Annotated in this window: 23 protein-coding genes; 16 read left to right on the forward strand and 7 right to left on the reverse strand. The window is 42.0% G+C overall.

Translation table 11 applies throughout. The features are described from left to right. Positions 1 to 128: 128 nt before the first annotated feature. The 6 genes from PNEUHYL_RS03625 to PNEUHYL_RS03650 all read left to right on the forward strand — a co-directional run bounded on the left by PNEUHYL_RS03625 (position 129) and on the right by PNEUHYL_RS03650 (position 5,309). Positions 129 to 644 (forward strand): PAS domain-containing protein, encoded by a 516-nt coding sequence (locus PNEUHYL_RS03625; protein WP_059365904.1) that lies wholly within the window; start codon positions 129 to 131, stop codon positions 642 to 644. A gap of 74 nt (positions 645 to 718) precedes the next feature. After that, positions 719 to 1,990 (forward strand): SLC5/6 family protein, encoded by a 1,272-nt coding sequence (locus PNEUHYL_RS03630; RefSeq protein ID WP_059365905.1) that lies wholly within the window; start codon positions 719 to 721, stop codon positions 1,988 to 1,990. A 9-nt stretch (positions 1,991 to 1,999) separates the two neighbouring features. Beyond that, the gene (locus PNEUHYL_RS03635) at positions 2,000 to 3,301 is read left to right on the forward strand and encodes an L-cysteine desulfidase family protein (RefSeq protein ID WP_059365906.1); all 1,302 of its coding nucleotides are present in this window, start codon (positions 2,000 to 2,002) and stop codon (positions 3,299 to 3,301) included. A gap of 194 nt (positions 3,302 to 3,495) precedes the next feature. Continuing rightward, positions 3,496 to 3,642 carry a DUF1868 domain-containing protein gene (locus PNEUHYL_RS13950; RefSeq protein WP_110890499.1) on the forward strand — a complete coding sequence of 49 codons (147 nt, stop codon included), beginning with the start codon at positions 3,496 to 3,498 and terminating at the stop codon, positions 3,640 to 3,642. A 390-nt stretch (positions 3,643 to 4,032) separates the two neighbouring features. After that, positions 4,033 to 5,073, forward strand: coding sequence for a YeeE/YedE family protein (locus PNEUHYL_RS03645; protein ID WP_059365908.1), 1,041 nt, complete (start codon positions 4,033 to 4,035; stop codon positions 5,071 to 5,073). 14 nt (positions 5,074 to 5,087) lie between these two features. Continuing rightward, entirely contained in the window at positions 5,088 to 5,309 is a 222-nt protein-coding gene (locus PNEUHYL_RS03650) for a sulfurtransferase TusA family protein (protein WP_059365909.1), read from the forward strand. A gap of 194 nt (positions 5,310 to 5,503) precedes the next feature. Here the strand turns inward: PNEUHYL_RS03650 and PNEUHYL_RS03655 are convergent, their stop codons facing one another. Then, positions 5,504 to 11,359, reverse strand: coding sequence for a GA-like domain-containing protein (locus tag PNEUHYL_RS03655; RefSeq protein ID WP_059365910.1), 5,856 nt, complete (start codon positions 11,357 to 11,359; stop codon positions 5,504 to 5,506). A 209-nt stretch (positions 11,360 to 11,568) separates the two neighbouring features. Here PNEUHYL_RS03655 and PNEUHYL_RS13395 point away from each other — a divergent pair, with 209 nt between their 5' ends. After that, positions 11,569 to 11,868: a hypothetical protein gene (locus PNEUHYL_RS13395; protein WP_164703638.1), complete on the forward strand. Its 300-nt coding sequence runs from the start codon at positions 11,569 to 11,571 to the stop codon at positions 11,866 to 11,868. A 170-nt stretch (positions 11,869 to 12,038) separates the two neighbouring features. On the opposite strand, the gene nanQ is transcribed toward PNEUHYL_RS13395, so the two are convergent. Beyond that, positions 12,039 to 12,509, reverse strand: coding sequence for an N-acetylneuraminate anomerase (gene nanQ, locus PNEUHYL_RS03665; protein ID WP_059365911.1), 471 nt, complete (start codon positions 12,507 to 12,509; stop codon positions 12,039 to 12,041). A 316-nt stretch (positions 12,510 to 12,825) separates the two neighbouring features. Between nanQ and pnp the strand changes: the two genes are divergently transcribed. The 6 genes from pnp to PNEUHYL_RS13400 all read left to right on the forward strand — a co-directional run bounded on the left by pnp (position 12,826) and on the right by PNEUHYL_RS13400 (position 20,017). After that, positions 12,826 to 14,955 carry a polyribonucleotide nucleotidyltransferase gene (gene pnp, locus PNEUHYL_RS03670; protein ID WP_059365912.1) on the forward strand — a complete coding sequence of 710 codons (2,130 nt, stop codon included), beginning with the start codon at positions 12,826 to 12,828 and terminating at the stop codon, positions 14,953 to 14,955. Positions 14,956 to 15,036: 81 nt separating this feature from the next. Next, positions 15,037 to 15,981, forward strand: coding sequence for a lipoprotein NlpI (gene nlpI / locus PNEUHYL_RS03675; protein ID WP_059365913.1), 945 nt, complete (start codon positions 15,037 to 15,039; stop codon positions 15,979 to 15,981). A gap of 93 nt (positions 15,982 to 16,074) precedes the next feature. After that, on the forward strand, positions 16,075 to 17,874 hold the full coding sequence (locus PNEUHYL_RS03680; protein WP_059365914.1) for a DEAD/DEAH box helicase: 1,800 nt from the start codon (positions 16,075 to 16,077) through the stop codon (positions 17,872 to 17,874). A gap of 61 nt (positions 17,875 to 17,935) precedes the next feature. Continuing rightward, positions 17,936 to 18,403, forward strand: coding sequence for a hypothetical protein (locus PNEUHYL_RS03685; protein ID WP_059365915.1), 468 nt, complete (start codon positions 17,936 to 17,938; stop codon positions 18,401 to 18,403). Between the two features lie 33 nt (positions 18,404 to 18,436). Continuing rightward, positions 18,437 to 19,858: a membrane-bound lytic murein transglycosylase MltF gene (gene mltF, locus PNEUHYL_RS03690; RefSeq protein WP_059365916.1), complete on the forward strand. Its 1,422-nt coding sequence runs from the start codon at positions 18,437 to 18,439 to the stop codon at positions 19,856 to 19,858. Between the two features lie 9 nt (positions 19,859 to 19,867). Continuing rightward, a complete protein-coding gene (locus tag PNEUHYL_RS13400) occupies positions 19,868 to 20,017 on the forward strand; it encodes a hypothetical protein (protein ID WP_164703639.1) in 150 nt (49 codons plus the stop codon). Positions 20,018 to 20,110: 93 nt separating this feature from the next. Here the strand turns inward: PNEUHYL_RS13400 and PNEUHYL_RS03695 are convergent, their stop codons facing one another. Then, positions 20,111 to 20,902, reverse strand: coding sequence for an outer membrane protein assembly factor BamD (locus tag PNEUHYL_RS03695; RefSeq protein ID WP_059365917.1), 792 nt, complete (start codon positions 20,900 to 20,902; stop codon positions 20,111 to 20,113). A 110-nt stretch (positions 20,903 to 21,012) separates the two neighbouring features. Here PNEUHYL_RS03695 and rluD point away from each other — a divergent pair, with 110 nt between their 5' ends. Continuing rightward, positions 21,013 to 21,987 carry a 23S rRNA pseudouridine(1911/1915/1917) synthase RluD gene (gene rluD / locus PNEUHYL_RS03700; RefSeq protein ID WP_059365918.1) on the forward strand — a complete coding sequence of 325 codons (975 nt, stop codon included), beginning with the start codon at positions 21,013 to 21,015 and terminating at the stop codon, positions 21,985 to 21,987. Position 21,988: 1 nt separating this feature from the next. After that, complete coding sequence (pgeF, locus tag PNEUHYL_RS03705) at positions 21,989 to 22,723, forward strand: peptidoglycan editing factor PgeF (protein WP_059365919.1); 735 nt, start codon at positions 21,989 to 21,991, stop codon at positions 22,721 to 22,723. A gap of 35 nt (positions 22,724 to 22,758) precedes the next feature. Here the strand turns inward: pgeF and ruvX are convergent, their stop codons facing one another. The 4 genes from ruvX to fadR are packed head-to-tail and all read right to left on the reverse strand — an operon-like array spanning position 22,759 to position 25,255. Continuing rightward, positions 22,759 to 23,181: a Holliday junction resolvase RuvX gene (ruvX, locus tag PNEUHYL_RS03710; protein ID WP_059365920.1), complete on the reverse strand. Its 423-nt coding sequence runs from the start codon at positions 23,179 to 23,181 to the stop codon at positions 22,759 to 22,761. Beyond that, entirely contained in the window at positions 23,181 to 23,741 is a 561-nt protein-coding gene (locus PNEUHYL_RS03715) for a YqgE/AlgH family protein (protein WP_059365921.1), read from the reverse strand. Before PNEUHYL_RS03715 ends, ruvX begins: the two co-directional genes overlap by 1 nt. Then, on the reverse strand, positions 23,738 to 24,475 hold the full coding sequence (rsmE, locus tag PNEUHYL_RS03720; RefSeq protein ID WP_059365922.1) for a 16S rRNA (uracil(1498)-N(3))-methyltransferase: 738 nt from the start codon (positions 24,473 to 24,475) through the stop codon (positions 23,738 to 23,740). Before rsmE ends, PNEUHYL_RS03715 begins: the two co-directional genes overlap by 4 nt. A 54-nt stretch (positions 24,476 to 24,529) precedes the next feature. Further along, on the reverse strand, positions 24,530 to 25,255 hold the full coding sequence (gene fadR, locus PNEUHYL_RS03725) for a fatty acid metabolism transcriptional regulator FadR (protein WP_059365923.1): 726 nt from the start codon (positions 25,253 to 25,255) through the stop codon (positions 24,530 to 24,532). Between the two features lie 133 nt (positions 25,256 to 25,388). On the opposite strand from fadR, the gene nhaB reads away from it, so the two are divergent. After that, a complete protein-coding gene (gene nhaB / locus PNEUHYL_RS03730; protein ID WP_059365924.1) occupies positions 25,389 to 26,930 on the forward strand; it encodes a Na(+)/H(+) antiporter NhaB in 1,542 nt (513 codons plus the stop codon). Positions 26,931 to 26,934 lie beyond the last annotated feature (4 nt).

Below are 26,934 nucleotides of genomic sequence, written 5' to 3' on the forward strand. Positions count from 1 at the left end.
ACAATGGATTTTTTCTTCTAAAAAGTATAAAAAACTTAACCAAAATCAAGATTGTAGTTAAATTAGTTTGACCGTTCAAAATAACTTCATCATACTTTGCCTCAACCGTAAAGTGATGAGAAGAAAAAATGAACGATGCACAGCCAACTTCAATTACACAAGATGTCGTTCAACATATACTACAATCTTATTTTCATTTAGCCGACTCCCTCGCCAATTTACTGGGGCAATGTTGCGAAGTAGTGGTTCACCGGTTAGGTGAACTCAGTTGTTCTGTAGTAAAAATTGTAAACGGCTTTCACACAGGGCGTTCTATCGGGGCGCCGATTACAGATAACGCCTTAAAAATTCTCAAAAACGATCAAAAAGCCCTCAAACAGTTAGAACAAATTTATTTTTCCACCAGAAATGATGGACATTTAGTCAAATCCACCACGCCTGTTATTTTAGTCGGAAACGGCAACCCCACTGGATTACTTTGCATGAATCTGAATTTGTCTTACCCATTAGATAAAACTATGGCAAATTTAATGCCACAACAAAATTTAGCGATTCCATCAAAAGACGAAAGGTTTGTGGCAGAGAACCTTCGTTTAACCAAATATGCCCTTTATAAGCACCTTCGCCAACTCAAAGGTGAATAATTTTTAATTGATGTTCTTTTCACTCAAGGAAAGCAAATAAAGAAACAAACTTATTTTCTTACTTGGAGAAAACGATGAAAAATGAACTTTCAAAAGCGGAACTTAAAGCCGTAATGAAATTTGATGCTACCGATTTCGGTTGGGTCATTATGAGTATTGGTATGGCAATTGGTGCGGGCATCGTATTTTTGCCTGTACAAGTGGGATTGATGGGCATGTGGGTATTTTTGTTGTCCTCCGTCATTGGCTACCCCGCCATGTATTTGTTTCAACGATTATTTATTAACACCCTTGCCGAATCACCAAAATGTCAAGATTATCCAAGTGTCATTTCAGGTTATCTTGGCAAAAACTGGGGGATTTTATTAGGCGCACTTTATTTTGTGATGTTAATTATTTGGATGTTTGTGTATTCCACCGCGATTACAAATGACAGTGCCTCATATTTACACACCTTTGGCGTAACCAAAACCTTACTCTCTGAAAATCCATTTTACGGTTTAATTCTTATCTGTATTTTGGTAGCAATTTCATCTAGAGGTGAAAAACTATTATTTAAACTTTCCAGCTTTATGGTTCTGACTAAATTATTTGTCGTCGCTGCACTTGGCTTTGCCATGATCGGTATGTGGCATTTATATAACATTGCTGCACTGCCGCCTGCCGGTTTGTTAATTAAAAACGCAATCATCACCCTGCCGTTCACCTTAACCTCAATTTTATTTATTCAAACCTTGAGTCCGATGGTCATATCCTACCGTCAAAAAGAAGTGAATCATGAAATAGCCCGCCGTAAAGCCTTACGCGCCATGAATATCGCATTCTTTATTTTGTTTACCACAGTATTTTTCTACGCAGTATCTTTCACCCTTGCCATAGGGCACGAAGAAGCGGTAAAAGCCTATGAACAAAATATTTCAGCCCTTGCCATCGTCGCACAATTCTTCCCGGGCTCTTGGGCAACCTATGTTGGCATGATTTTAAATATCTTCGCCGTAATGACAGCATTCTTTGGTGTATATCTTGGCTTTCGTGAAGCCACCCAAGGGATTGTAATAAACCTACTCGCGCGTATTATGCCTGAAGATAAAATCAATCAACATTATGTACAAAAAGGCATTATGATTGGCGCAATTTTACTGGCTTGGGGAGCTATTGTACTCAATGCGCCAGTATTGAGCTTCACTTCAATTTGTAGCCCCATTTTTGGTTTAGTCGGTTGTTTAATCCCTGCATACTTAGTGTATAAAGTGCCAATGTTACATAAATACAAAGGTGTCTCACTTTACATCATTATCATCACAGGTATTTTATTGTGCATATCTCCTTTCCTTACCTTTTTATAGGAGCCCATTATGAATAACAAATTACAACAAATTAGCGATCAACTCATCGCCATCGTTCAAAAAGATGTGGTTCCGGCACTCGGTTGTACCGAACCGATTTCTCTTGCCCTTGCCTCTGCAACAGCGGCTAAATATTTAGGCAAAAAGCCGGAACGTATTGCAGCCAAAGTATCACCAAACCTAATGAAAAACGGTTTGGGTGTAGCCGTGCCGGGAACGGGTATGGTTGGCTTGCCCATTGCCGCAGCAATTGGTGCATTAGGTGGCGATTCTGAGGGGGGATTGGAAGTGTTAAAACATATCACACCACAACAAGTTTCAGTAGCAAGAGCCATGCTTAATCAAAAACTTGTGACTGTTGATATTCACCCAACGGATCACATTCTCTATTCAGAGGCGGTGCTTTTAGCCGATAAAGATTGGGTGAGAGTGGTCATTCAAGATCAACATACGAATGTAATTTTGGTTGAAAAAAATGGCGAAATCCTCTTTGAAAAAACAGAAAATGAATATACCGATGATGATCCCTACGAGATTTTCAAACAGGTCACCGCGCGTGAAATTTTTGAATTTTCCTGCCAAGTTCCGCTAGACAAAATTCGCTTTATCGGGCAAACCGCCGAACTCAATCGAGCCCTTTCTAATGAGGGTTTACGGGAAAACTACGGCTTACATATCGGGCGAACTTTACGTAAACAAGTTGGCAGCGGCCTAATTTCAGACGATCTACTTAGCAAAATAATGATCGAAACCACCGCAGCCTCCGATGCCCGAATGGGTGGGGCAACCTTGCCTGCAATGAGTAATTCCGGTTCGGGAAATCAAGGGATTACCGCCACCATGCCCGTGGTGGTGATCGCCGATTATTTAAATATCAATGAAGAAAAACGCCTACGCGCGTTATTTTTATCACATTTAATGGCGATTTATATTCACAGTAAACTGCCGAAATTATCCGCACTTTGTGCGGTAACCACCGCATCCATGGGAAGCTGTGCCGGCATTGCTTATTTATTAACGGGGAAATTTGAAACTGCCAGCATGGGCATTTGCAGTATGATCGGCGATATTAGCGGCATCATTTGCGACGGTGCGGCAAACAGCTGTGCAATGAAAGTCTCCACCAGTGTGGCATCAGGCTACAAATCCGTATTGATGGCAATGGATGAAACCCGTGTCACTGGCAACGAGGGTATCGTTGAACATGATCTCGATCGCACTATCGACAACCTCTGCGCCATCGCCTCAAAAAGTATGCAGTATATTGATCGCCAAGTGATTGAAATTATGGTGAGTAAACCCTGCTCTTAATTTCTTCGTCAAAAACTCCCCCCAAAGGCGATACCGCCAATTAAGGGGATTTCCCCGATGACCGTTGCAAAAGCGCAATTTATCGACCAATCCAATTTACAGAGTCACTCTCAAGGTAAATACTCTTCAATTCACCGCAATTTTTATAATTAAAACAGTTGTTTTCGCCTGTAAAAATTATTGTTTCAAAATGAATTTTACCAACCGTAGGGACAAGCTATAAATTTGATTATGACGGGCAAGCACTACGTTATCCCGGAAATTCAATTGTTAGCCATGTTCCACAAGATACTAGCACACAACTGGAAAAAATATACACCGGAACAATTAGTCCGTATTGAAATCCAAAGAAAAATTTGGTCCGACACGTTTAAACAACAAAATCCGTTGCTTGAAATAAATACGGTTGAATTTTCTATTTTCGACGATATGTTAGCCTATTCTCCATTATTAAAATACCACTTAAATACTTCCGTCTAAGCGTATTAAGCGATATTCAATGCGGCGAACTCAAATCGCTTTCGAACATAATAAAATCCCGATTGAGTTAAATTCAATCGGGATTTTACCCTTTTTAGTCGATTAAATTTTTATCTGGCTGCTATACAGAGCCCGTTTTTTAACCGCACTTTTTATTCCAAAAGCACATATCAATTAACTAAAAATTCTTGGCGCATATAACTTAATTTTATTAAAAATAAAACCAACGATTTTTAATCTAAGGAGGTTTTATGCTTTTGACAGGGTTATGTTGTGGTATTTTGCTCGGCTTTGTCATGCAACGCGGACGTTTTTGTATCACCGGCGCATTTCGTGATTTATATGTGACAAAAAACAATAAAATGTTTGTCGCCTTACTCATTGCTATCACCGTGCAATCTATCGGTTTTTTCATTTTAAAAGAAATTGGCTGGTTGAATATTGAGCCCACCAAAAATTTTGAATTTGTTGCCGTGATCGTCGGATCATTTATTTTCGGTATCGGTATTATTTATGCCGGCGGTTGTGCGACGGGAACTTGGTATCGTGCAGCGGAAGGTTTAATCGGTAGCTGGGCGGCGTTAATCATGTATATGTTATTTAGTGCCATGATGCGTACCGGCCCGCTTGGCGAATTCAATCAAACACTGCGTAGTATCAAAATAGACGAACGCAATATTTATGAAAGCATCGGTGTATCCGCATGGTGGCTCGTGGCATTATTAACCGTTATCACAGGCTATTACGTGTACAAACATCTTGCGAAGCCACAGGCAAAGGTCGCCACGCTAAAACCTAAAAAAACCGGCATTGCCCACATTTTATTTGAAAAACGTTGGCATCCCTTTGTTTCAGCCATATTAATCGGTTTGATTGCATTTGCAGCTTGGCCGTTAAGTGTGGCAACCGGACGAATTGGCGGTTTGGGTATCACCACACCATCGGCAAACATTATGCAATACCTCATCACCAATGAAGCAAAATTTATTAATTGGGGCATATTCTTAGTATTGGGAATCTTTATCGGTTCATTTATTGCGGCAAAAGGCAGTAATGAATTTCGTCTCCGCCTACCGGATACGCAAACCATGGTACATAGTGCATTCGGCGGCTCACTAATGGGTATCGGGGCGAGCTTAGCAGGAGGCTGCTCAATCGGTAATGCCCTTGTCGCCACGGCATACTTTTCATGGCAGGGTTGGATCTCCCTCCCATTAATGGTGCTTGGCACTTGGTTTGCCGCTTATTTCACCATTATCCGTCCACAACGATTAAAAGCAGTAACCGCTTAATTTGAGGAGAAAAAATGATTGTTAAATTACCGACACTTGGTTTAGTTTGCCCCTTTCCATTAGTGGAAGCAAAGGCAGAAATGGCGAAACTCAATAAAGGCGACGGTCTTGAAATTGAATTTGACTGTACTCAAGCCACAGAAGCTATCCCAGCCTGGGCGGCAGAGGAAGGTTATGAAATCACCAATTTTGAACAAATCGGTGATGCAAAGTGGACAATTACCATCCAGAAATAACCCAATGAAGAGCGGTTAAAAACTTTCTGATTTTTAACCGCACTTTTATTTTTCCTTTCCATAGTGAAAACAAAATTAAGATATTATTTTACAAGAATAAAAAACGGCACGAACAGCAAATATTGCCAATCGTACCATTTTGATTCAGCTTACTTAAAAGTTTACCCTCTTTGGTAAACTTTAGTTATCTGCAATTAGATAATATTAGTGATTGTATCATCAATATATACTTTAGCATTCCCGTTTGTATAAGCAGTATAAGTATGTTCTGAACCGTCTAACGCAGTTCTTGTCGTTGTTTCGGTCGTTTTACTAAATCCACCTAAACTGCCATTTCCGTCAGATCCAAGATCAACGGTATCGGAACTATCCCCTGCAACATAAAGAGTACCAGAATTTGCCAATACATCAGCTAATTTCACTTTTACCGTTTGACTCCCGCTCGCAGTCATATCAACCGCTTCAAAATCTCTCAGTCCTTCCGGTCTATTTGAACCGCTAGTGCCCGAACTCATATCCACTGTTGTACCACTACCAGTAATTGATACGGTATCAAAACCTTCACCGCCTTGAATATCAACTTGATTACGATTAGTGTTTATTTCAGCTCCACCAGTATTATATTCATGAATACTATAATCTTGAGTAAATTCAACAATATCATCGCCAGCACCACCAGTTATCTTATAGTAATGAGCATCTGTAGTATAACCAACATCACCTAAAATAATCTTATCGTTGCCGTTTCCACCATCAATACGTGTATCACCTACATGAGTATGATAAGTGGTTGTGAATTGAGCTTGGCTTAAATCAATCGTATCATTACCTTCCCCTCCATTGATATACGTCATACGTAAATCACTGGCTTTGACGATAAGTTCATCATTTCCATCGCCCAAATCAACATTGACCCAGAATAAATCCCCTTTGCCTCTGTTTGGAGATAACGTGATCACATCATCTCCGCTACCTGCTTGAATATCCGTATATTGGATATTACCTGCACCTTTTTCACCAATTGATAATTTGTCATTACCTGCACCTAAATCAATCTTATTCCAGTTTGTCTTAGTTGCATGGCTACTCGCTGCAGAACCGTTGAATACCGCACCACCAGCAACAATCATCGTATCATCACCATCTCCAAGGTTCACTTGATTATTTACACCGGCTAACTTACCACGAATGGTGAGTACATCATCTCCGGTTCCCATTGATAAGATAGAGGAACGGGAATTACCTCGAATATCCAACTTATCATTATCAGCACCGGTATCAATTGTGGAACGAATCACATTATTAGTAATAACCACCGTATCATCACCACCGTTAGTTTTAATACTACCAGCAGTGATTGATTGTCTTCCCGCAATATTAGTACTATCCGTCCCCCGACCAACGACAACAAGATTGGCTGCCTCATTTCCATCAATCTGAGCTTGATCATTAATTTGATCAACTGAATTAGGATTTTTTGCTTTGATCTTATCAACAACCGATTTACTAGGCTTAGCCGATGGAATTGGACGACCTGTTATAATAACATTCGGTTCAAGTTGCGGTGTATCATCTACTTCACTATCATCTCTAGGATCTGCATCTCTCGGGTCATCCGAATCCTCGCCATCATCTTCCCAAGCGCTTGTATCCGTTTGATCTGGCAATGGATATGGCTCTTCTACCTCCGGGAAGTCATTGTTAATCTCATCCGCTTGCTTATCAAGCTCGGCTTTCTGTGCATCATCGGTCACTTTCGCAATCGCTTCTTTCGCCGCCTCTTTTAACGCATTCGCTTCATCTTGCTGTGCTTTTAATGCCGCTTCATCTTTTAAGCTGCCATCCGGATTTTTCTCCGCATTTGCAATCGCTTCATCTAATGCCGCTTCCGCTGCTTTCGCCTTCGCTAACGCCTCATCCGCCGCTTTCACCGGGTCTGCCGTCGGGAAGTCGTTGTTAATCGCATCTGCTTGCTTATCAAGCTCGGCTTTCTGTGCATCATCAGTCACTTTCGCAATCGCTTCTTTCGCCGCCTCTTTTAATGCATTCGCTTCATCTTGCTGGGCTTTTAATGCCGCTTCATCTTTTAAGCTGCCATCCGGATTTTTCTCCGCATTTGCAATCGCTTCATCTAATGCCGCTTCCGCTGCTTTCGCCTTCGCTAACGCCTCATCCGCCGCTTTCACCGGGTCTGCCGTCGGGAAGTCGTTGTTAATCGCATCTGCTTGCTTATCAAGCTCGGCTTTCTGTGCATCATCAGTCACTTTCGCAATCGCTTCTTTCGCCGCCTCTTTTAATGCATTCGCTTCATCTTGCTGGGCTTTTAATGCCGCTTCATCTTTTAAGCTGCCATCCGGATTTTTCTCCGCATTTGCAATCGCTTCATCTAATGCCGCTTCCGCTGCTTTTGCCTTCGCTAACGCCTCATCCGCCGCTTTCACCGGGTCTGCCGTCGGGAAGTCGTTGTTAATCGCATCTGCTTGCTTATCAAGCTCGACTTTCTGCGCATCATCGGTCACTTTCGCAATCGCTTCTTTCGCCGCCTCTTTTAATGCATTCGCTTCATCTTGCTGGGCTTTTAATGCCGCTTCATCTTTTAAGCTGCCATCCGGATTTTTCTCCGCATTTGCAATCGCTTCATCTAATGCCGCTTCCGCTGCTTTTGCCTTCGCTAACGCCTCATCCGCCGCTTTCACCGGGTCTGCCGTCGGGAAGTCGTTGTTAATCGCATCTGCTTGCTTATCAAGCTCGGCTTTCTGTGCATCATCGGTCACTTTCGCAATCGCTTCTTTCGCCGCCTCTTTTAACGCATTCGCTTCATCTTGCTGTGCTTTTAATGCTGCTTCATCTTTGAGGCTGCCATCCGGATTTTTCTCCGCATTTGCAATCGCTTCATCTAATGCCGCTTCCGCTGCTTTCGCCTTCGCTAACGCCTCATCCGCCGCTTTCACCGGGTCTGCCGTCGGGAAGTCGTTGTTAATCGCATCTGCTTGCTTATCAAGCTCGGCTTTCTGTGCATCATCGGTCACTTTCGCAATCGCTTCTTTCGCCGCCTCTTTTAACGCATTCGCTTCATCTTGCTGTGCTTTTAATGCTGCTTCATCTTTGAGGCTGCCATCCGGATTTTTCTCCGCATTTGCAATCGCTTCATCTAATGCCGCTTCAGCCTCTTTCGCTTCTGCTAAGATATATTCCGCCGCTTTCAGGGGATCCCCTACCGGAAAATCATTGTTAATTGACTCAACTTGTTCTGCTAACTCAGTTTTCTTCATACTATCCGGCAAACGTTCAATTAATCTTTCAGCAAACTCTTTAAAGGCATTAGCGTTATTTTGAGCGACTAGTAAGTCTACATCTGACTCGTCTTTTAAGCTGCCGTCCGGATTTTTCTCCGCATTTGCAATCGCTTCATCTAATGCCGCTTCCGCTGCTTTCGCCTTCGCTAACGCCTCATCCGCCGCTTTCACCGGGTCTGCCGTCGGGAAGTCGTTGTTAATCGCATCTGCTTGCTTATCAAGCTCGGCTTTCTGTGCATCATCAGTCACTTTCGCAATCGCTTCTTTCGCCGCCTCTTTTAATGCATTCGCTTCATCTTGCTGGGCTTTTAATGCCGCTTCATCTTTTAAGCTGCCGTCCGGATTTTTCTCCGCATTTGCAATCGCTTCATCTAATGCCGCTTCCGCTGCTTTCGCCTTCGCTAACGCCTCATCCGCCGCTTTCACCGGGTCTGCCGTCGGGAAGTCGTTGTTAATCGCATCTGCTTGCTTATCAAGCTCGGCTTTCTGTGCATCATCGGTCACTTTCGCAATCGCTTCTTTCGCCGCCTCTTTTAACGCATTCGCTTCATCTTGCTGTGCTTTTAATGCTGCTTCATCTTTGAGGCTGCCATCCGGATTTTTCTCTGCATTTGCAATCGCTTCATCTAATGCCGCTTCCGCAGCTTTTGCCTTCGCTAACGCCTCATCCGCCGCTTTCACCGGGTCTGCCGTCGGGAAGTCGTTGTTAATCGCATCTGCTTGCTTATCAAGCTCGACTTTCTGCGCATCATCGGTCACTTTCGCAATCGCTTCTTTCGCCGCCTCTTTTAACGCATTCGCTTCATCTTGCTGTGCTTTTAATGCTGCTTCATCTTTGAGGCTGCCATCCGGATTTTTCTCCGCATTTGCAATCGCTTCATCTAATGCCGCTTCCGCTGCTTTCGCCTTCGCTAACGCCTCATCCGCCGCTTTCACCGGGTCTGCCGTCGGGAAGTCGTTGTTAATCGCATCTGCTTGCTTATCAAGCTCGACTTTCTGCGCATCATCGGTCACTTTCGCAATCGCTTCTTTCGCCGCCTCTTTTAATGCATTCGCTTCATCTTGCTGGGCTTTTAATGCCGCTTCATCTTTTAAGCTGCCATCCGGATTTTTCTCCGCATTTGCAATCGCTTCATCTAATGCCGCTTCCGCTGCTTTTGCCTTCGCTAACGCCTCATCCGCCGCTTTCACCGGGTCTGCCGTCGGGAAGTCGTTGTTAATCGCATCTGCTTGCTTATCAAGCTCGGCTTTCTGTGCATCATCGGTCACTTTCGCAATCGCTTCTTTCGCCGCCTCTTTTAACGCATTCGCTTCATCTTGCTGTGCTTTTAATGCTGCTTCATCTTTGAGGCTGCCATCCGGATTTTTCTCTGCATTTGCAATCGCTTCATCTAATGCCGCTTCCGCAGCTTTTGCCTTCGCTAACGCCTCATCCGCCGCTTTCACCGGGTCTGCCGTCGGGAAGTCGTTGTTAATCGCATCTGCTTGCTTATCAAGCTCGACTTTCTGCGCATCATCGGTCACTTTCGCAATCGCTTCTTTCGCCGCCTCTTTTAATGCATTCGCTTCATCTTGCTGGGCTTTTAATGCCGCTTCATCTTTTAAGCTGCCATCCGGATTTTTCTCCGCATTTGCAATCGCTTCATCTAATGCCGCTTCCGCTGCTTTTGCCTTCGCTAACGCCTCATCCGCCGCTTTCACCGGGTCTGCCGTCGGGAAGTCGTTGTTAATCGCATCTGCTTGCTTATCAAGCTCGGCTTTCTGTGCATCATCGGTCACTTTCGCAATCGCTTCTTTCGCCGCCTCTTTTAATGCATTCGCTTCATCTTGCTGGGCTTTTAATGCCGCTTCATCTTTTAAGCTGCCATCCGGATTTTTCTCCGCATTTGCAATCGCTTCATCTAATACTTTGGCCGCTTTTTCTGCTGCTTCTACTGCGGCTTTCGCTTCAGTTGCCGGGTCTTCCGTTACATCAGGCACACGGTTGTCAATCACCTCAACACGTGTAGTTAAATCCGTTTTATCCGTACTCGTATCCGGTAACGCATCCACTGCCGCTTTCGCTGCATCTTTTAATGCATCCGCTTCTTTTGCTTGCTCGTCTAACTTAGACTTTTCTTCCGCAGTTAAACCGCCTTTTTGGGCTTCCGCAATCGCTTTATCTAGGTCAGATGCTGCCTTCTCTGCTGCAGCTACTGCATTTTTTGCTGCTTTTACTGGAGCTGTATTGTCCGGTTCTTCATTATTAGAACCATTATTGTTGCCTGAACTACCTCCGCTGTTGCTCGCTGCAATAGTGATACCTGCTGCCAATGGAACTAATGCGGCTAACCACCATGGGTTAAATGCCCAGAACGCACTAGCTAATTCGTCACCACCTAGAATTTGTGGTGCTGCTACTTGATCAGCAAGTAAACTCACCGCATCAGTTTTTACACCCGATTCTGGAATATATGCATAGATCTTGCCATTATCGGCTTGACCAATTAATAAGTTGCTTGTTTCTTTTCCTGCCTCTTCATCATAGTAATCTTTGATGACAATATCTTCTTTAACGTCACCATCTTTTAAGAAGATTTTTAAATCATTATCTTCCCGTTTAGTAATAATATTCTCCGGCCCAAAGCCTGTTTTATCATCAATAAGTTGATAATTAGCTTCGACTTTTGCAGCTAACGTTAACGTTTCGCCTTGCTTAATTTTGTGCTCTGCAATAACCGTTTTGGCATTTAACACTTTTAATGTGGTAGACATACATCCCCCCTAAATTCGTCAATAAAATAAATGTTTCTAAATTTCCGCTAAAGCTAAAATTGTTCCGATAAATTTACTTTATTAACGGATCAAAATTAGCATTCTCTAAGCAGCACTCTGTCCCTTATCTAAAAAAAAGAACAGAACACAGGGATAATTAAATTATCCCTGTGTTCTGTTCTTTTTTCCGATGCAGTTCTAGTAGCTAATTGCTCGTTGCTCGTTGCTCGTTGCTCGTTGCTCGTTGCTCGTTGCTCGTTGCTCGTTGCTCGTTGCTCGTTGCTCGTTGCTCGTTGCTCGTTGCTCGTTGCTCGTTGCTCGTTGCTCGTTGCTCGTTGCTCGTTGCTCGTTGCTCGTTGCTCGTTGCTCGTTGCTCGTTGCTCGTTGCTCGTTGCTCGTTGCTCGTTGCTCGTTGCTCGTTGCTCGTTGCTCGTTGCTCGTTGCTCGTTGCTCGTTGCTCGTTGCTCGTTGCTCGTTGCTCGTTGCTCGTTGCTCGTTGCTCGTCATGATTAGATAAATCCTCCTAAACGAAGTCAAGTGCTAATATAAGAAAATCAAGATCAGAATGCAACTTTTTTGAAACTATTTAACTGAAATCTGCGCCAAAAGCGATAGAAAGAAACTAAGCGAATATGATAGGAGTAGCGCCCTTCCGATAGAGTGCTACTTTTATATAAAATCAAAGTAATTTAATCGGTACTTTGACAACTAATTTTTTAATCTTTTCCGATTTCCCATTCACAATACAGCATGGCTTGTGCGGTTCGTAAGGGTAGAATACGGCAAACACTTTAGGCGTTAATGTAACCGTAAATTTATTCTCAATATCCTCTGCAGTCAGTTGATAATCATCAGCATCATTGTAATCTTCGTATTTTGTTAAATCCGGATAGGTTGCTCCGACTTCAATATTTTCCGTTCCTCGAATTAAGACTTGCACATCTAAATATTCATGGTGTAATTCCGCTTTTTTGCTACTTGATTCGGAGGTTTCCAGCTCCATCACGTTCATATAAATTTGATCGTTAATATCGTGGCGACCGGTTTCTAATGCATTTAGGTCTAATGTATTGAGATAATCGCACACTTCTACAATCACTTTTGGTAAACCCACTTTAAAATTCGGATTGGTTAGGCTACTAATAATCATATTTCCTCCTTATGATGCCTGAATGAAAATTGACCTATCATAACAAGTTGGTGGTATGAAATAAAGTTACCAATCACATCAAAACATCTGTATAATGTACAAGTTTTATTTTCTGTATTAGCGTGCGGCTAACAAAAGAAATTTTTTCGCAAAAGTGCGGTCACAAAAAACAACGTTTTTTGAACTTTAGCTTTGCTAATACCACGTATAAAGATGGGTAAACGGGTTTGTGAATAATTTTCTCAAAGATTTCTTTTGCTAGTCGCAATCTGGAAAATAAAGCGTTGTTTTAATATCAAAATCAAAGGAAAACATTGTGAATCCAATTGTTAAACAATTTAAATACGGGCAACACACCGTCACGTTAGAAACCGGTGCGATTGCTCGCCAAGCCACAGCCGCAGTGATGGCTAGTATGGACGACACCAGTGTGTTCGTTACCGTTGTGGCTAAAAAAGATGTGAAAGAAGGCCAAGATTTCTTCCCGTTAACCGTTAACTATCAAGAGCGTACTTATGCTGCCGGTCGTATTCCCGGCGGTTTTTTCAAGCGTGAAGGTCGTCCATCCGAAGGCGAAACCTTAATTGCCCGCTTAATCGATCGTCCTATCCGTCCATTATTCCCGGAAGGTTTCTTCAATGAAATTCAAGTCGTAGCAACCGTTGTTTCCGTCAATCCGCAAATTAGCCCTGATTTAGTGGCGATGATTGGTGCTTCTGCCGCGTTATCTTTATCCGGTGTGCCGTTTAACGGTCCAATCGGCGCAGCACGCGTTGGTTTTATTAACGATCAATTTGTATTGAATCCGACCATGGCGGAACAAAAACAAAGCCGTTTGGATTTAGTCGTGGCGGGAACGGATAAAGCCGTATTAATGGTGGAATCCGAAGCCGATATTTTAACGGAAGAACAAATGCTGTCTGCCGTAGTATTCGGTCATCAGCAACAACAAGTTGTGGTTGAAGCGATCAAAGAATTTGCAGCAGAAGCCGGTAAACCTCGTTGGAATTGGGTAGCTCCTGAACCAAATACCGATTTAATCAATAAAGTAAAAGTCATTGCGGAAGCACGTTTAGGTGATGCGTACCGTATTACAGAAAAACAAACTCGCTATGAGCAAATTGATGCGATTAAAGCTGATGTTATCGCACAAATTACTGCAGAAGACGAGGAAATCAGTGAAGGCAAAATCATTGATATTTTCACTGCACTTGAAAGCCAAATCGTACGCGGTCGTATCATTGCCGGCGAGCCACGCATTGATGGTCGTACCGTAGATACAGTTCGAGCTTTAGATATTTGCACAGGCGTATTACCGCGTACCCATGGTTCAGCAATTTTCACCCGTGGTGAAACCCAAGCATTAGCGGTTGCAACTCTTGGTACTGAGCGTGATGCACAAATTATTGATGAATTGACCGGTGAGCGTTCCGATCATTTCTTATTCCACTATAACTTCCCGCCATACTCTGTCGGCGAAACCGGCATGATCGGTTCACCGAAACGTCGTGAGATCGGTCACGGACGTTTAGCAAAACGCGGGGTAGCTGCGGTGATGCCAAGCCTTGCAGAGTTCCCTTATGTAGTACGTGTCGTATCCGAAATCACCGAATCTAACGGTTCTTCCTCTATGGCTTCCGTATGTGGTGCTTCTCTTGCCTTAATGGATGCCGGTGTACCGATTAAAGCAGCAGTAGCCGGTATCGCTATGGGGCTCGTGAAAGAAGAAGAAAAATTCGTTGTACTTTCCGATATTTTGGGTGATGAAGATCACCTTGGCGATATGGACTTTAAAGTAGCAGGTACACGTGAAGGTGTGACCGCACTTCAAATGGACATCAAAATTGAAGGGATTACACCGGAAATTATGCAAATCGCTTTAAACCAAGCGAAAAGCGCACGTATGCACATTCTTGGTGTGATGGAACAAGCAATTCCTGCTCCGCGTGAAGATATTTCCGACTACGCACCGCGTATTCACACAATGAAGATTGATCCGAAAAAAATCAAAGATGTAATTGGTAAAGGCGGAGCGACAATTCGTGCATTAACCGAAGAAACCGGTACGTCAATTGATATTGACGATGATGGTACGGTAAAAATTGCCGCAGTCGATAATAATGCGGCAAAAAATGTGATGGCTCGTATTGAAGAAATTGTGGCGGAAGTTGAAACCGGTGCAATTTATAAAGGTAAAGTAAGCCGCTTGGCTGATTTCGGTGCATTCGTTGCTATTGTCGGCAATAAAGAAGGTTTAGTCCATATTTCACAAATTGCCGAAGAACGCGTTGAAAAAGTCAGCGATTATCTTCAAGTAGGTCAAGAGGTTAGTGTGAAAGTGGTGGAAATCGATCGTCAGGGTCGTATTCGCTTAACGATGAAAGACCTTGTACCAAAACAAGAAGCTGAACTAATCCAAGAAAATTCTAGCGAAGAACAAGAATAATCTTGATAAATCAAAACTTGACGGTAAATTCCGTCAAGTTTGGTTGTTTCCAACAAATATTAGTACACAAGAAGAAAGCCAATGCAGTGTTTTCGATTATCCCGCCATTATTTAGCCTATTTATTTGGCTTATGCGCGATATTGTTTCTTGCCGGCTGTGTCCAGTATAGAGGCACTTTTGTATCTAAAAATCACGTAATACTTGCTGAGCAAAACCCGAATTCACACTTTGAACAAGAAGTGATGATTGTACGGATTAGCCAAGTATTATTGGTTGGAAAAATGAGTAATGAAGAACGTGCTTTGTTGCATTTTGAACGCGGCGTTCTGTATGACTCCCTCGGTTTATGGGGGCTGGCTCGTTACGATTTTACTCAAGCCCTTGCATTGCAGCCGAAAATGGCGGCCGTGTATAATTATTTAGGGCTTTATTTATTGCTTGAGGAAGATTATGACGGCGCATTGGAAACGTTCAATGCCGTGTTTGAATTAGATCCAAGTTATAATTACACCCACCTTAATCGTGGTTTAAATTTTTATTATGTAGGACGTTATAATCTTGCCGAACAGGATTTCTTACAGTTCTACCAAGCCGATACAACTGATCCTTATCGTGTTTTATGGTTGTATTTGAACGAACAAAAATTAAAACCGCAAGAAGCCCGTAAAAACCTTGTCGAACGAGCAAAAGGGCTGTCAAAGGACTTCTGGGGTACAAATATCGTTCAATACTACTTAGGACACATTTCTTTGGAAGAATTACAGCAACGTGCCGGCAAATTCGCTGAAAACGTACAACAATACGCTGAAATTCTCACAGAAACCTATTTTTATCTAGCAAAACAAAAACTCAATGTAGGGCTGGTTGATGAAGCGGCAGCTTTATTTAAACTGGCTATGGCGAATCAGGTTTATGACTTTGTTGAGTATCGTTTTGCCTCTTTTGAGCTAATGAAATTAAAACCGGCTCAAACAGAACAGGAAAAAGAAGTAAAAAGTGCGGTGACAAAAACAGGAAATTTTTAGACCGCACTTTACATTGAGGATAATTTATTCTTGGTGTTCAACAATTAAACCGAAGGCCCTATTGAGCTTTCCTTTTTATATTCGAGTATTTTAATGACTGAAAAAATCACTTTTAATGACTTAGGGCTGCCTGAGTTCATCTTAAAAGCCGTTTCTGACCTAGGTTTTGAAACACCTTCTCCAATTCAACAAGCCTGTATCCCTCACTTGCTCAACGGCAAAGATGTGTTGGGTATGGCACAAACTGGCAGTGGTAAAACTGCAGCTTTCTCATTGCCTTTACTGGCTCAAATTAATACTGAAGCAAAACACCCTCAAATGTTAGTAATGGCTCCGACACGTGAACTTGCCATTCAAGTGGCGGATGCCTGCGATCAATTTATAAAACATATACAGGGCATACGTGTTGTTACCCTTTACGGCGGGCAACGCTATGACATTCAATTACGCGCATTAAAACAAGGTGCACAAGTCGTCGTAGGTACGCCGGGGCGTATCCTTGATCATATTCGTCGTGGCACGTTAGATTTATCCGAACTTCGCTTCATCGTGTTAGATGAAGCTGATGAAATGCTACGCATGGGCTTTATTGACGATGTTGAAACGGTAATGGCCGAATTACCGGAACATCATCAAACTGCCCTTTTCTCTGCCACAATGCCGGAACCGATTCGTCGTATCACCAAGCGTTTTATGAATGATCCGCAAGAAGTGAAGATTAAAGTTAATAACGAAAATGCGCCGGATATTGAACAAAGTTGTTGGTATGTGCACGGTGTGCGTAAAAATGAAGCACTGCTTCGTTTCTTAGAAGTGGAAGATTTTGATGCCGCCATTATCTTTGCCCGTACTAAAACAGGCACATTGGATATTACCGAGCTATTAGAGAAAAACGGTTTCCGTTCTGCCGCACTGAACGGTGATATGACCCAACAACTGCGTGAGCAAACCCTTGATCGCTTACGTAACGGCAGTCTTGATATTGTTGTCGCAACGGATGTTGCTGCACGCGGTATTGACATTGAACGAATCAGCCTTGTCGTGAACTACGACATTCCGCTTGACGCTGAATCTTACGTGCATCGTATCGGTCGTACTGGTCGTGCCGGTCGTTCCGGTCGTGCATTGTTGTTTGTAGAGTCTCGGGAACGCCGTTTACTCCGCAATATTGAACATTTGATGAAAAAACCGATTAATGAAGTAGAACTGCCGAATCATTTAATATTGCAAGAATGCCGCCGTAAAAAATTTGTGGCGAAAATCACCAAACAACTTGAACATCACGATTTAGAACAATATCGTAGCCTGTTAGAAGATTTATTTACCGCGGATCAAGATCAAGAAGATATTGCGGCAGCTATGCTAATGTTACTACAAGGCAAGCAAAAACTGATTCTTCCACCGGATCCGCCAATGGAAAAACGTCGCCGTAGTGATCGTGGTGAGCGTCGCGAAAATCCTCGTTCGGCAGAGCGTCGCGGTGAACGAAAAGGTTACGGCAATCCGCAACCGATGGATTTATATCGTATTGAAGTCGGAAGAATGGATGGTGTTGAAGTTCGTCATATCGTCGGAGCAATTGCAAACGAAGGCGATATTAATAGTCGTTATATCGGTCATATTAAACTTTATGATGACTACACCACGGTGGAATTACCACAAGGTATGCCAAAAGAATTGCTTCAACAATTCGGCAAAACCCGAGTGCTAAACAAGCAAATGAGAATGTCATTCCTTGGCGAGGTAAAAGCTGAAAACTCACGCGAACGTGATGATTTCGGAGGAAAACGGAAAGGTCGTGGTAACGATAATGGTGATCGCGGCGGGCGGAAATTTAGTGAAAAAAATAACCGCACTTTTAACGAGAAACCTCGAAGAGGTCGCCGTAGTTAATAGTTAATATTAAAGGGTAGAGATAGGATATATCCCTACCCTTTCTATTAAGGATAAAAAAATGAATTTTAAAAATCACAGTTATTGGGCCATTCAAAGCGTAGCAAAAGATGAAAGCAGGTTAATAAAACCAATTCAAGCCTACTTTAAAACACACAATAGAACCTTCACAAAATGCAAATCTACTCTTTTGGAAAGTTATTTACCTTTTAAATATAAGCATTTTTATTGGAATTTAAATAAAGAAATGAAAACATTCATTGCTATTATTCCCAATCAAGACTTAGCGAGGAAATGGCGGGAAGAACAATATAAAAATTGTGCTTGGTTGTTGGAAATTCACATCTATGAAAAATTAAATTATGATAATGAAGCAAACTATGATGATAAAGTAGTTTCCAGTATGAATAAAACACAAAAATTTCTCAATGAAATCTTTGATTCCATTGATTTTAAATGCCATCTACTTGATGAATATGATGATACAAACCGGAACAATCGCTGGTATCATTCATCGGATATAAATTAGCTATTTGGTACTCTTATAAATAGGAACATATATTTGAAAGGTTTATTTTTACGTATTATCGCTGCGCTTGCGCTGCTACTTTGGGCGATTGATATGGTGTTTCCTTGGCAAAAAATAATGCGCTCGGAAGAAAATCATTATACGGCAATTAAATCTCGAGGCAGCCTTATTGTTGGAACAATCAACAACCCTATTTATTATTTGATCGGCCCTGAAGGGGAATCCGGTTTAGAATACGAATTAGCAAAAAATTTTGCTGATTATTTAGGCGTAACGCTTGAAATTAAAACCCTTGAAAATACGGATTCACTTTTTAATGCGCTCGCCAATAACCAAATTGATTTTGCCGCCGCCAATTTACTTTTTTACCCCCGCCGTGCGGAACAGTTCCAAATCGGGCCGGCTTATACCTCTGCGTCTTGGCAATTAGTCTATAAAAAAGGGGAAAATCGACCAAAAGATTTAAGCCAAATACAACAAGAAATCACCATCGCCGGTGGAGAAGAACTCAATGAGTTATTGACTCAATTTAAGAAACAATTCCCTAATTTACAGTGGAAAAATAACAAGCAACTCACTCAAGAAGAATTATTAATTCAAGTGGCAGAAGGTAAGATTCCTTACACGATTGCTAACTCCATTGATGTCGCCACGACGCAACAAATCCGTCCCAATCTTGCGATCGCCTTTGATGTAACGGATGAAGCGACGGTTCATTGGTATCTCGCCAATAATTCTTATAATGAACTACAAGCCGGTTTGTTAGATTTTATGAACAATGCATTAGACACCGGTTTAATTGATCGTATTGAAGAGAAATATTTCCGTCATATCGCCCAATTCGATTATGTCGATAGCCGTGCCTATTTAAATGCCATAGAAAAAACGCTCCCCCAGTATCAACCGATCTTTGAAAAATACAAAGGCACATTAGACTGGCGTTTGTTGGCAGCCATGGCATATCAGGAATCCCATTGGAACCCTGATGCCACCTCACCTACCGGTGTGCGGGGAATGATGATGCTCACCAAAGATACGGCGGAACGAATGAAAATCAGCAATCGAACGGATCCGGAACAAAGTATCAAAGCAGGGTCGGATTATTTACATTGGTTATTGAGCCAAATACCCGACAGCATTACACAAGAGGATCGCATTTGGTACGCTCTCGCCGCGTATAATATGGGATTGGGCCATGTGTTGGATGTACGTCGCTTAACAAAAAAATTAGGGGGAAATCCGGATAATTGGCTGGATGTAAAAAATAACTTACCCTTACTGTCAGAAAAACGTCATTATAATAATCTAAAATATGGTTATGCCCGTGGCTATGAAGCCTACCAATATGTGGAAAATATCCGCCGCTATATGAAAAGTATTGTGAATTACCATCGGGTTCAAGGAAATCAGAACAACAACGATTCTGACAATATCATGGAAAATAAACCAGAATAGGAGAGTAATATGTTAAAACGCAAAACCTTTTTGAAGAAAATAAAATCACGCGATATCTCCACTTCACGTAACTTACGTTTAAAACGATTAAAACATCGTAAACAAAAGCAATTTGAACGCCATGCTATGCAATTTGTCGTACAAGAAATTTATTGCTAAATAAAACCGCACTTTCGTTTCCCAAAGTGCGGTTAAATCTTAAGGTATTTTATGTATAGAAAACCCCGACATCAGTATCGGGGTTTTTATTAATTATTTTGTTGCCGTGGGAACAACCAATTCCGGTTCTTCCGGTCTTTCTACTTTTGCAAACTGTTTATCCTTATTTGCATCAATAATTTGTTGGGTTTGATTTGCCAAAGTGTCCAGCCCCATTTTTTGGTACGCATCACGCATTAAGAATAAACCTTCATAAGTCGCTTGCGTGTCAGGATATAATTGCAGCATTCCTACAATACGGTTTGCCACCGCAACATCCGCATTACGCTTTGCATAGAATTTAGCAATTTCCAATTCATGGCGTGCTAAAGAATCTTTAATATACACCATACGGGCTAAGGCATCTTGTGCATAAGGACTATTAGGAAATGCGCGTACTAAACTTTGGAAATTTGAAAATGCGGTTTTTAAAGAGGTTGTTTCACGCGTTGCACGATCGATGCCAAAGAAATCCTGAATAGCATTATCCGCCGTTGCAACATTAGTGAGACCTGCCATATACACCGCATAATCGCGATTAGGGCTTTGTGGAAATTGGTTTAAGAAATTATCTACCGTCACCAATACGGCTGTGTAATCCTGCGATTTATAGTTTGCATAAATGAGATCCAACATTGCTTGTTCTTGATATGTACTTCCCGGGAAACGTTCCGTGGTCGCATTTAAATAACGAATAGCTTCGGAATAACCGCCTTCCTGTAAAGAACTCGCACCTTTATTGTAAAGTTCATCTACCGATAATTGCTCGACTTCTTGTTTACCGCTTGAACAACCGATCACAGCAAATACTACCGCAAGCAAAGCCAATGATTTCATTTTACGCATTGTTTTTTTCCTTAATTTTTACGAAAACCAATAAATAAGATACAATTAGCCGACATTGTATAGAACATTAATAAATAAGCCAACTTTTTAAACTTATTGAGATAAATTTTATGCCACAAATTACCCTTTCGGCAGAGGTACAACCTGAACAAATCGGACAGCGCTTAGACCAGACTCTTGCTGAGTTGTTCCCCGAATATTCCCGCTCACGTCTAAAAACTTGGATTGAAGCGGATCTGGTGAAAATCAACAATTGCATTGCCAATATTCCCCGTGAAAAAGTATTGGGCGGCGAGCATATCGAAATCATCGTTGAGATAGAAGACGAAACACGCTTTGAGCCTGAAAATATCCCACTTAATATCGTCTATGAAGATGAGCACATTATCGTTATCAATAAACCCAAAGATCTTGTCGTTCACCCTGGTGCGGGCAACCCAAACGGTACGGTATTAAACGCTCTTCTTTACCACTACCCGCCAATTGCCGAAGTACCACGTGCAGGTATTGTGCATCGTTTAGATAAAGACACTACCGGCTTAATGGTCGTAGCAAAAACTATACCCGCCCAAACAAAATTGGTGCGAGATTTACAAAAACGAAAAATTACCCGTGAATACGAAGCCGTAGCCCTAGGCATTATGACCAAAGGTGGCTTGGTCGATCAACCGATGGCACGCCATGCGACTAAGCGTACACTTATGGCGGTTCATCCAATGGGAAAACCGGCAGTAACCCACTACCGCATTATGGAAAACTTTCGTAACTATACCCGCTTACGCTTACGTTTGGAAACGGGCAGAACCCATCAAATTCGCGTTCATATGGCACACATCGCCCACCCGTTATTAGGCGATCAAACTTATGGCGGTCGCCCTCGCCCACCCAAAAATGCCAGTGAAAATTTTATGGAAGTATTGCGTAATTTCAAACGTCAGGCTTTGCATGCGGTTATGCTACGTTTAGCCCACCCTATTACCGGTGAAATGATGGAATGGCACGCCCCTCTACCGGAGGATTTTGTCGAATTGCTTAATGCGCTAAAAACAGATTATCTTGAACACAAAGACAGTTTGGATTATTAATATGCAGGCGATTTTTCCCAATTGGCAAGCACCCTCCAATATCCACGCGTTTACAACGACACGCCAAGGGGGAGTGAGTGCTGCACCGTTTGATAGTTTTAATTTAGGCGATCACGTTGATGATGAAAAAAGTGCGGTCAAAACTAACCGCACTTTATTAGTGGAAAAATTCAATTTACCGCAACCGCCGTTATTTCTCACTCAAACTCATAGCACTGAGGTTATCCAACTCCCTTATTCCGGCAATAATTTTAATGCGGATGCGGTCTATACCCGACAGTCCAATCAAGTGTGTACCGTAATGACCGCCGATTGCTTGCCCGTATTGTTCACTACCCGTCAAGGCAATGAAGTGGCTGCGGCTCATGCCGGCTGGCGTGGATTATGTGATGGGATATTAGAGGAAACGGTAAAATGTTTTAAAGCTCAAGCACAAGATATTATCGTTTGGCTTGGCCCCGCTATCGGACCGAACGCATTTCAGGTAGGGGGTGAAGTCCTTGAACAATTTATACGCATTGACCCGATTGCAGAAACCGCTTTCCGAACCGATTCTTCCGTACAAGGCAAGTACTTCGGTAATCTTTATCAGATTGCCAGACAACGCTTAAATAAATTGGGGATTACAGAAATTTCGGGCGGGGATCATTGCACATTTAATGAGAAAGACCTGTTTTTCTCTTATCGACGAGACGGAAAAACAGGCAGAATGGCGAGTGTTATTTGGTTTGATTAGGTCTTTGAAGTATCCTATTTAAACCCGATTTTTCATCAAAAATCCGGATTATTTTCAAACCAGCTTTCTAAAATTAAACAAGCGGAAATGCCATCCACTTTGCCCTTTTTCAATGCTCGAAAACCGCCGCGATCAAAGATTTCACTACGTGCTTGAGTTGTGGTTAAGCGCTCATCCTGGAATACGACTTTAACGCCGAAACGCCCGTTTAAGCGATGAGCAAATTTTCTCGCCCGCAATGTTAATTCCTGTTCCGTACCGTCCATATTCAACGGAAGCCCCACAACAACAAGATCGGGTTTCCATTCCGTTAAGCATTTTTCGATATTTTCCCAATTTGGAATACCGTCTCGCGCATTAAAAGCCGGTAAAGCCTGTGCCGTACCGGTAATACTCTGTCCCACGGCACATCCGATGCTTTTTGTGCCAAAATCAAAAGCAAGTGCGGTAATGCCCATTAACTATGCCCCACTTGTGCCGGAGCAAAATTATGCAAATTGATACCTAACAATTGATTTGCCGCAAGATAACGTTCTTCGTAAGGCGTATCAAATAAAATGGTTTCATCCAATGACACAACCAACCAAGCGTTATCTGCGATTTCTTTCACTAACTGACCGGCTGACCAACTTGAACACCCTAATGCCACTAAATATTTTTCCGGCGCTTGCAATGCACCGAAAGTATCTACAACATCGGCAGAGGTTGTAAGAAAAAGATTCTCCGTTATCTTGTAGCTATGTTGAAAATCATTTGCTGTTTTTTTATGAACAATAAAACCGCGTTCCGTATGCATAGGACCGCCTGCCACCACCATCGCATCATCAAAAGTGCGGTCATTTTTCATCATAAAATTCAGTTTGGAATAAAGTTCTGCAATGCTTAAATCAGTCGGTTGGTTGATGACTAATCCCATAGAACCCTGATCGTTATGCTCACAAATAAATATTACCGTCCGCTGAAAATAATCTTCCAAATGAGGCATTGCAATTAACAATTTTCCTTGTAATTCCATCATTCACCTAAATCTCCAAAACAAATTTGTAATGCGCTGATTGCCGCTAAAGAGGCGGTTTCAGTACGCAATACACGCTTTCCTAATAAAATTTCAGTAAAACCCTGCTGCTCCGTCTGAGCAATTTCCTGTGGCGATAAACCGCCTTCGGAACCGATCAACAAACGCACGCCCGCCGTCGGCATATTCGGCAAGGTTTTAATCGAATATTGGGCACGAGGATGTAAATTCAACTTTAGTGCGCCGTCATTTTCCGCACACCAATCCTGCAATTTCATTAGCGGTCGAATTTCGGGCACCACATTACGACCGCATTGCTCACAAGCGGCAATAGCAATTTTTTGCCATTGTTGAATTTTTTTATCCATACGCTCGCCGTCTAATTTCACCCCGCAGCGTTCCGACCAAAGCGGCGTAATGACATTCACGCCCAACTCTACTGACTTCTGAATGGTAAATTCCATACGCTCGCCACGAGAAATGACCTGCCCCAAATGAATCTTGAGATTTGATTCCTTATCGACAAATTCAGATCCTAAAATCTCAACTTTGACTCTTTTTTTGCCCGATTCAATAATCCGTGCCGGATAAATATGATTAGAGCCGTCAAATAACTCTATTTGCTCGCCCTCAACCATCCGCAACACTCGACCGACATGATTTGCCGCCTCGTCAGAAAGATGGCACTGAGTTTGATTTTCAAGGGATTCAGGATGATAAATTCGAGGTATGCGCATAAGATATAAAGATATATGTAAAAAGTACGATTAATTTAACCGCACTTTTGATGATTAATCGGAAAGATTTTGAGGCAGATGTTCTAAAATCATACGCCAATGAGTTGCCGATCTTAGATTATGTTTACGAATACAGTCCACCACGGCATCTGCGTTGCCTTCTTGACAAATTTTTTGTAATTCGAGATAAAACTGCTTCGCCAATTCACGGTGTTTTTCATAACTGAAAAACAGCAGCCCAATTTTCTGATATACCCCTTTCAAACTGTTAAAGATTAAACGGTAAAAAGGTTTTTTTGCCAGTACGGTAAATTGGCGAAAGATACAATAATCAAACTCCGTATAATCTTCCGCCGAATTTTTTAATTCGCTCAATTCACTAAATAACATGGCAGATTGTTGCGGGGAGTTTTTCACCGCTTCATAAATATAAAACTCCGACATTTTGCTACGTAACGACAACATATTATCAATAATGAGCGGTGCGGAATTTTGATCAAGGGTAATCAAGGTTTCAATAATACTGGGGTTTGCAGTGTCCCAAATATTATTTACTTTGGTTGGTTTACCATGTTGAATAGTCAACCAACCGTCTCGTGCTAAGCGTTGCAAAACTTCTCGTAATGTCGTACGGGTTACTCCGATTTTATCGGCGAGATCCCGTTCTGAAGGCAAATTTTTACCAGCAGGAAATACATTACTCCAAATACTTTTTACAATATATTCTTCGGCAAGCGCTGCGGGACTTTGTGCTTTTAAAAGTGTGTTTTCTGTATTCATAATAACCAGATGTTAGGAAAAAACCTAACAAGATCAAAAAAATGTAACTTATTTGACAAATTCTTACTTTCGTTATTATCCTTTAAAGCACACTATATTACAATGAGCGTATTATAAAAAACAGGAGCCATTTATGACTTACACACAAGCTTTTATGAAAAATTTCCTAGGCGCCAGCCCGGATTGGTATAAATTTGCCATTATCCTCTTTCTTATTATTAACCCGATTATCTTCTTTTTTATCAGTCCCTTTCTCGCCGGCTGGGTTTTAGTTGCCGAGTTTATTTTTACCCTCGCAATGGCGTTAAAATGCTATCCGCTACAACCCGGTGGTTTACTCGCCATTGAAGCCATTGCTATCGGCATGACACATCCTGCCCATGTAAAGACTGAAATTATGGCAAATTTTGAAGTTGTTTTATTACTGATGTTTATGGTGGCAGGCATTTATTTTATGAAACAGCTCCTATTGTTTGTATTTACCCGCTTGCTGGTCGCCATTGAATCTAAGATTACCCTTTCTTTAGCTTTCTGTATCAGTGCCGCATTTTTATCTGCGTTTTTAGATGCATTAACCGTCGTAGCCGTAATTATTAGTGTCGCCATGGGCTTTTACGGTGTATATCATAAAGTTGCCTCAGGCAATAAATTAAATGATCTTGTGGATATCACCAACGATGATAAATTAGGTGATAAACGTGCTACATTGGAACAATTTCGTGCATTTTTAAGAAGTCTAATGATGCATGCCGGGGTAGGAACCGCACTCGGCGGTGTTATGACCATGGTAGGCGAACCACAAAATTTAATTATTGCAGAACAAGCAAATTGGCACTTTATTGAATTTTTCTTCCGTATGGCGCCCGTCACCCTACCTGTTTTAATGTTTGGTTTGCTGACTTGCTATTTGGTAGAAAAATTTAAATTATTTGGCTACGGTGCAAAACTACCTCGTAAAGTATGGGCGGTATTAGCACGTTTAGATCGCAATAACACGCAAAAAATGTCAAAACAAGAAAAGATAAAATTGATTGTGCAGGCTGTTATCGCACTTTGGCTTGTTATCGGTTTGGCATTTCATTTAGCTGCCGTGGGCTTAATAGGTTTAAGCGTGATCGTTCTCGCAACTGCATTAACCGGCATTACCAATGAACACGTGATTGGCAAAGCATTCCAAGAATCTTTACCATTCACCGCATTACTTGTCGTATTCTTTACTGTGGTTGCCGTGATTATCGATCAAAAACTGTTCTCACCCATTATTCACTATGTTTTATCTGCCAGTGAAAGCACGCAGCTTATTTTATTCTATGCCTTTAATGGCTTGCTCTCTGCTATTTCCGATAATGTTTTTGTCGCAACTGTTTATATTAATGAGGTCAAAACTGCACTTACTAACGGTGTGATTACACCACATCAATTTGAATTACTTGCTGTTGCAATCAATACCGGAACAAACTTGCCGTCAGTTGCAACACCAAACGGTCAAGCCGCCTTCTTATTCTTATTAACCTCATCGCTTGCCCCGTTAATTCGTCTCTCCTATGGCAGAATGGTTTACATGGCATTACCTTATACCATTGTGTTATCCTTAGTGGGCTTATTTGCCATTGAGTATATTTTACCGACTGCTACCGTTTGGTTAGCAAATTTAGGCCTAATTCAGCCAATTTAAGGAG

It is taken from the genome of Rodentibacter caecimuris, from assembly GCF_001019715.1.
GTDB classification, from domain to species: domain Bacteria; phylum Pseudomonadota; class Gammaproteobacteria; order Enterobacterales; family Pasteurellaceae; genus Rodentibacter; species Rodentibacter caecimuris.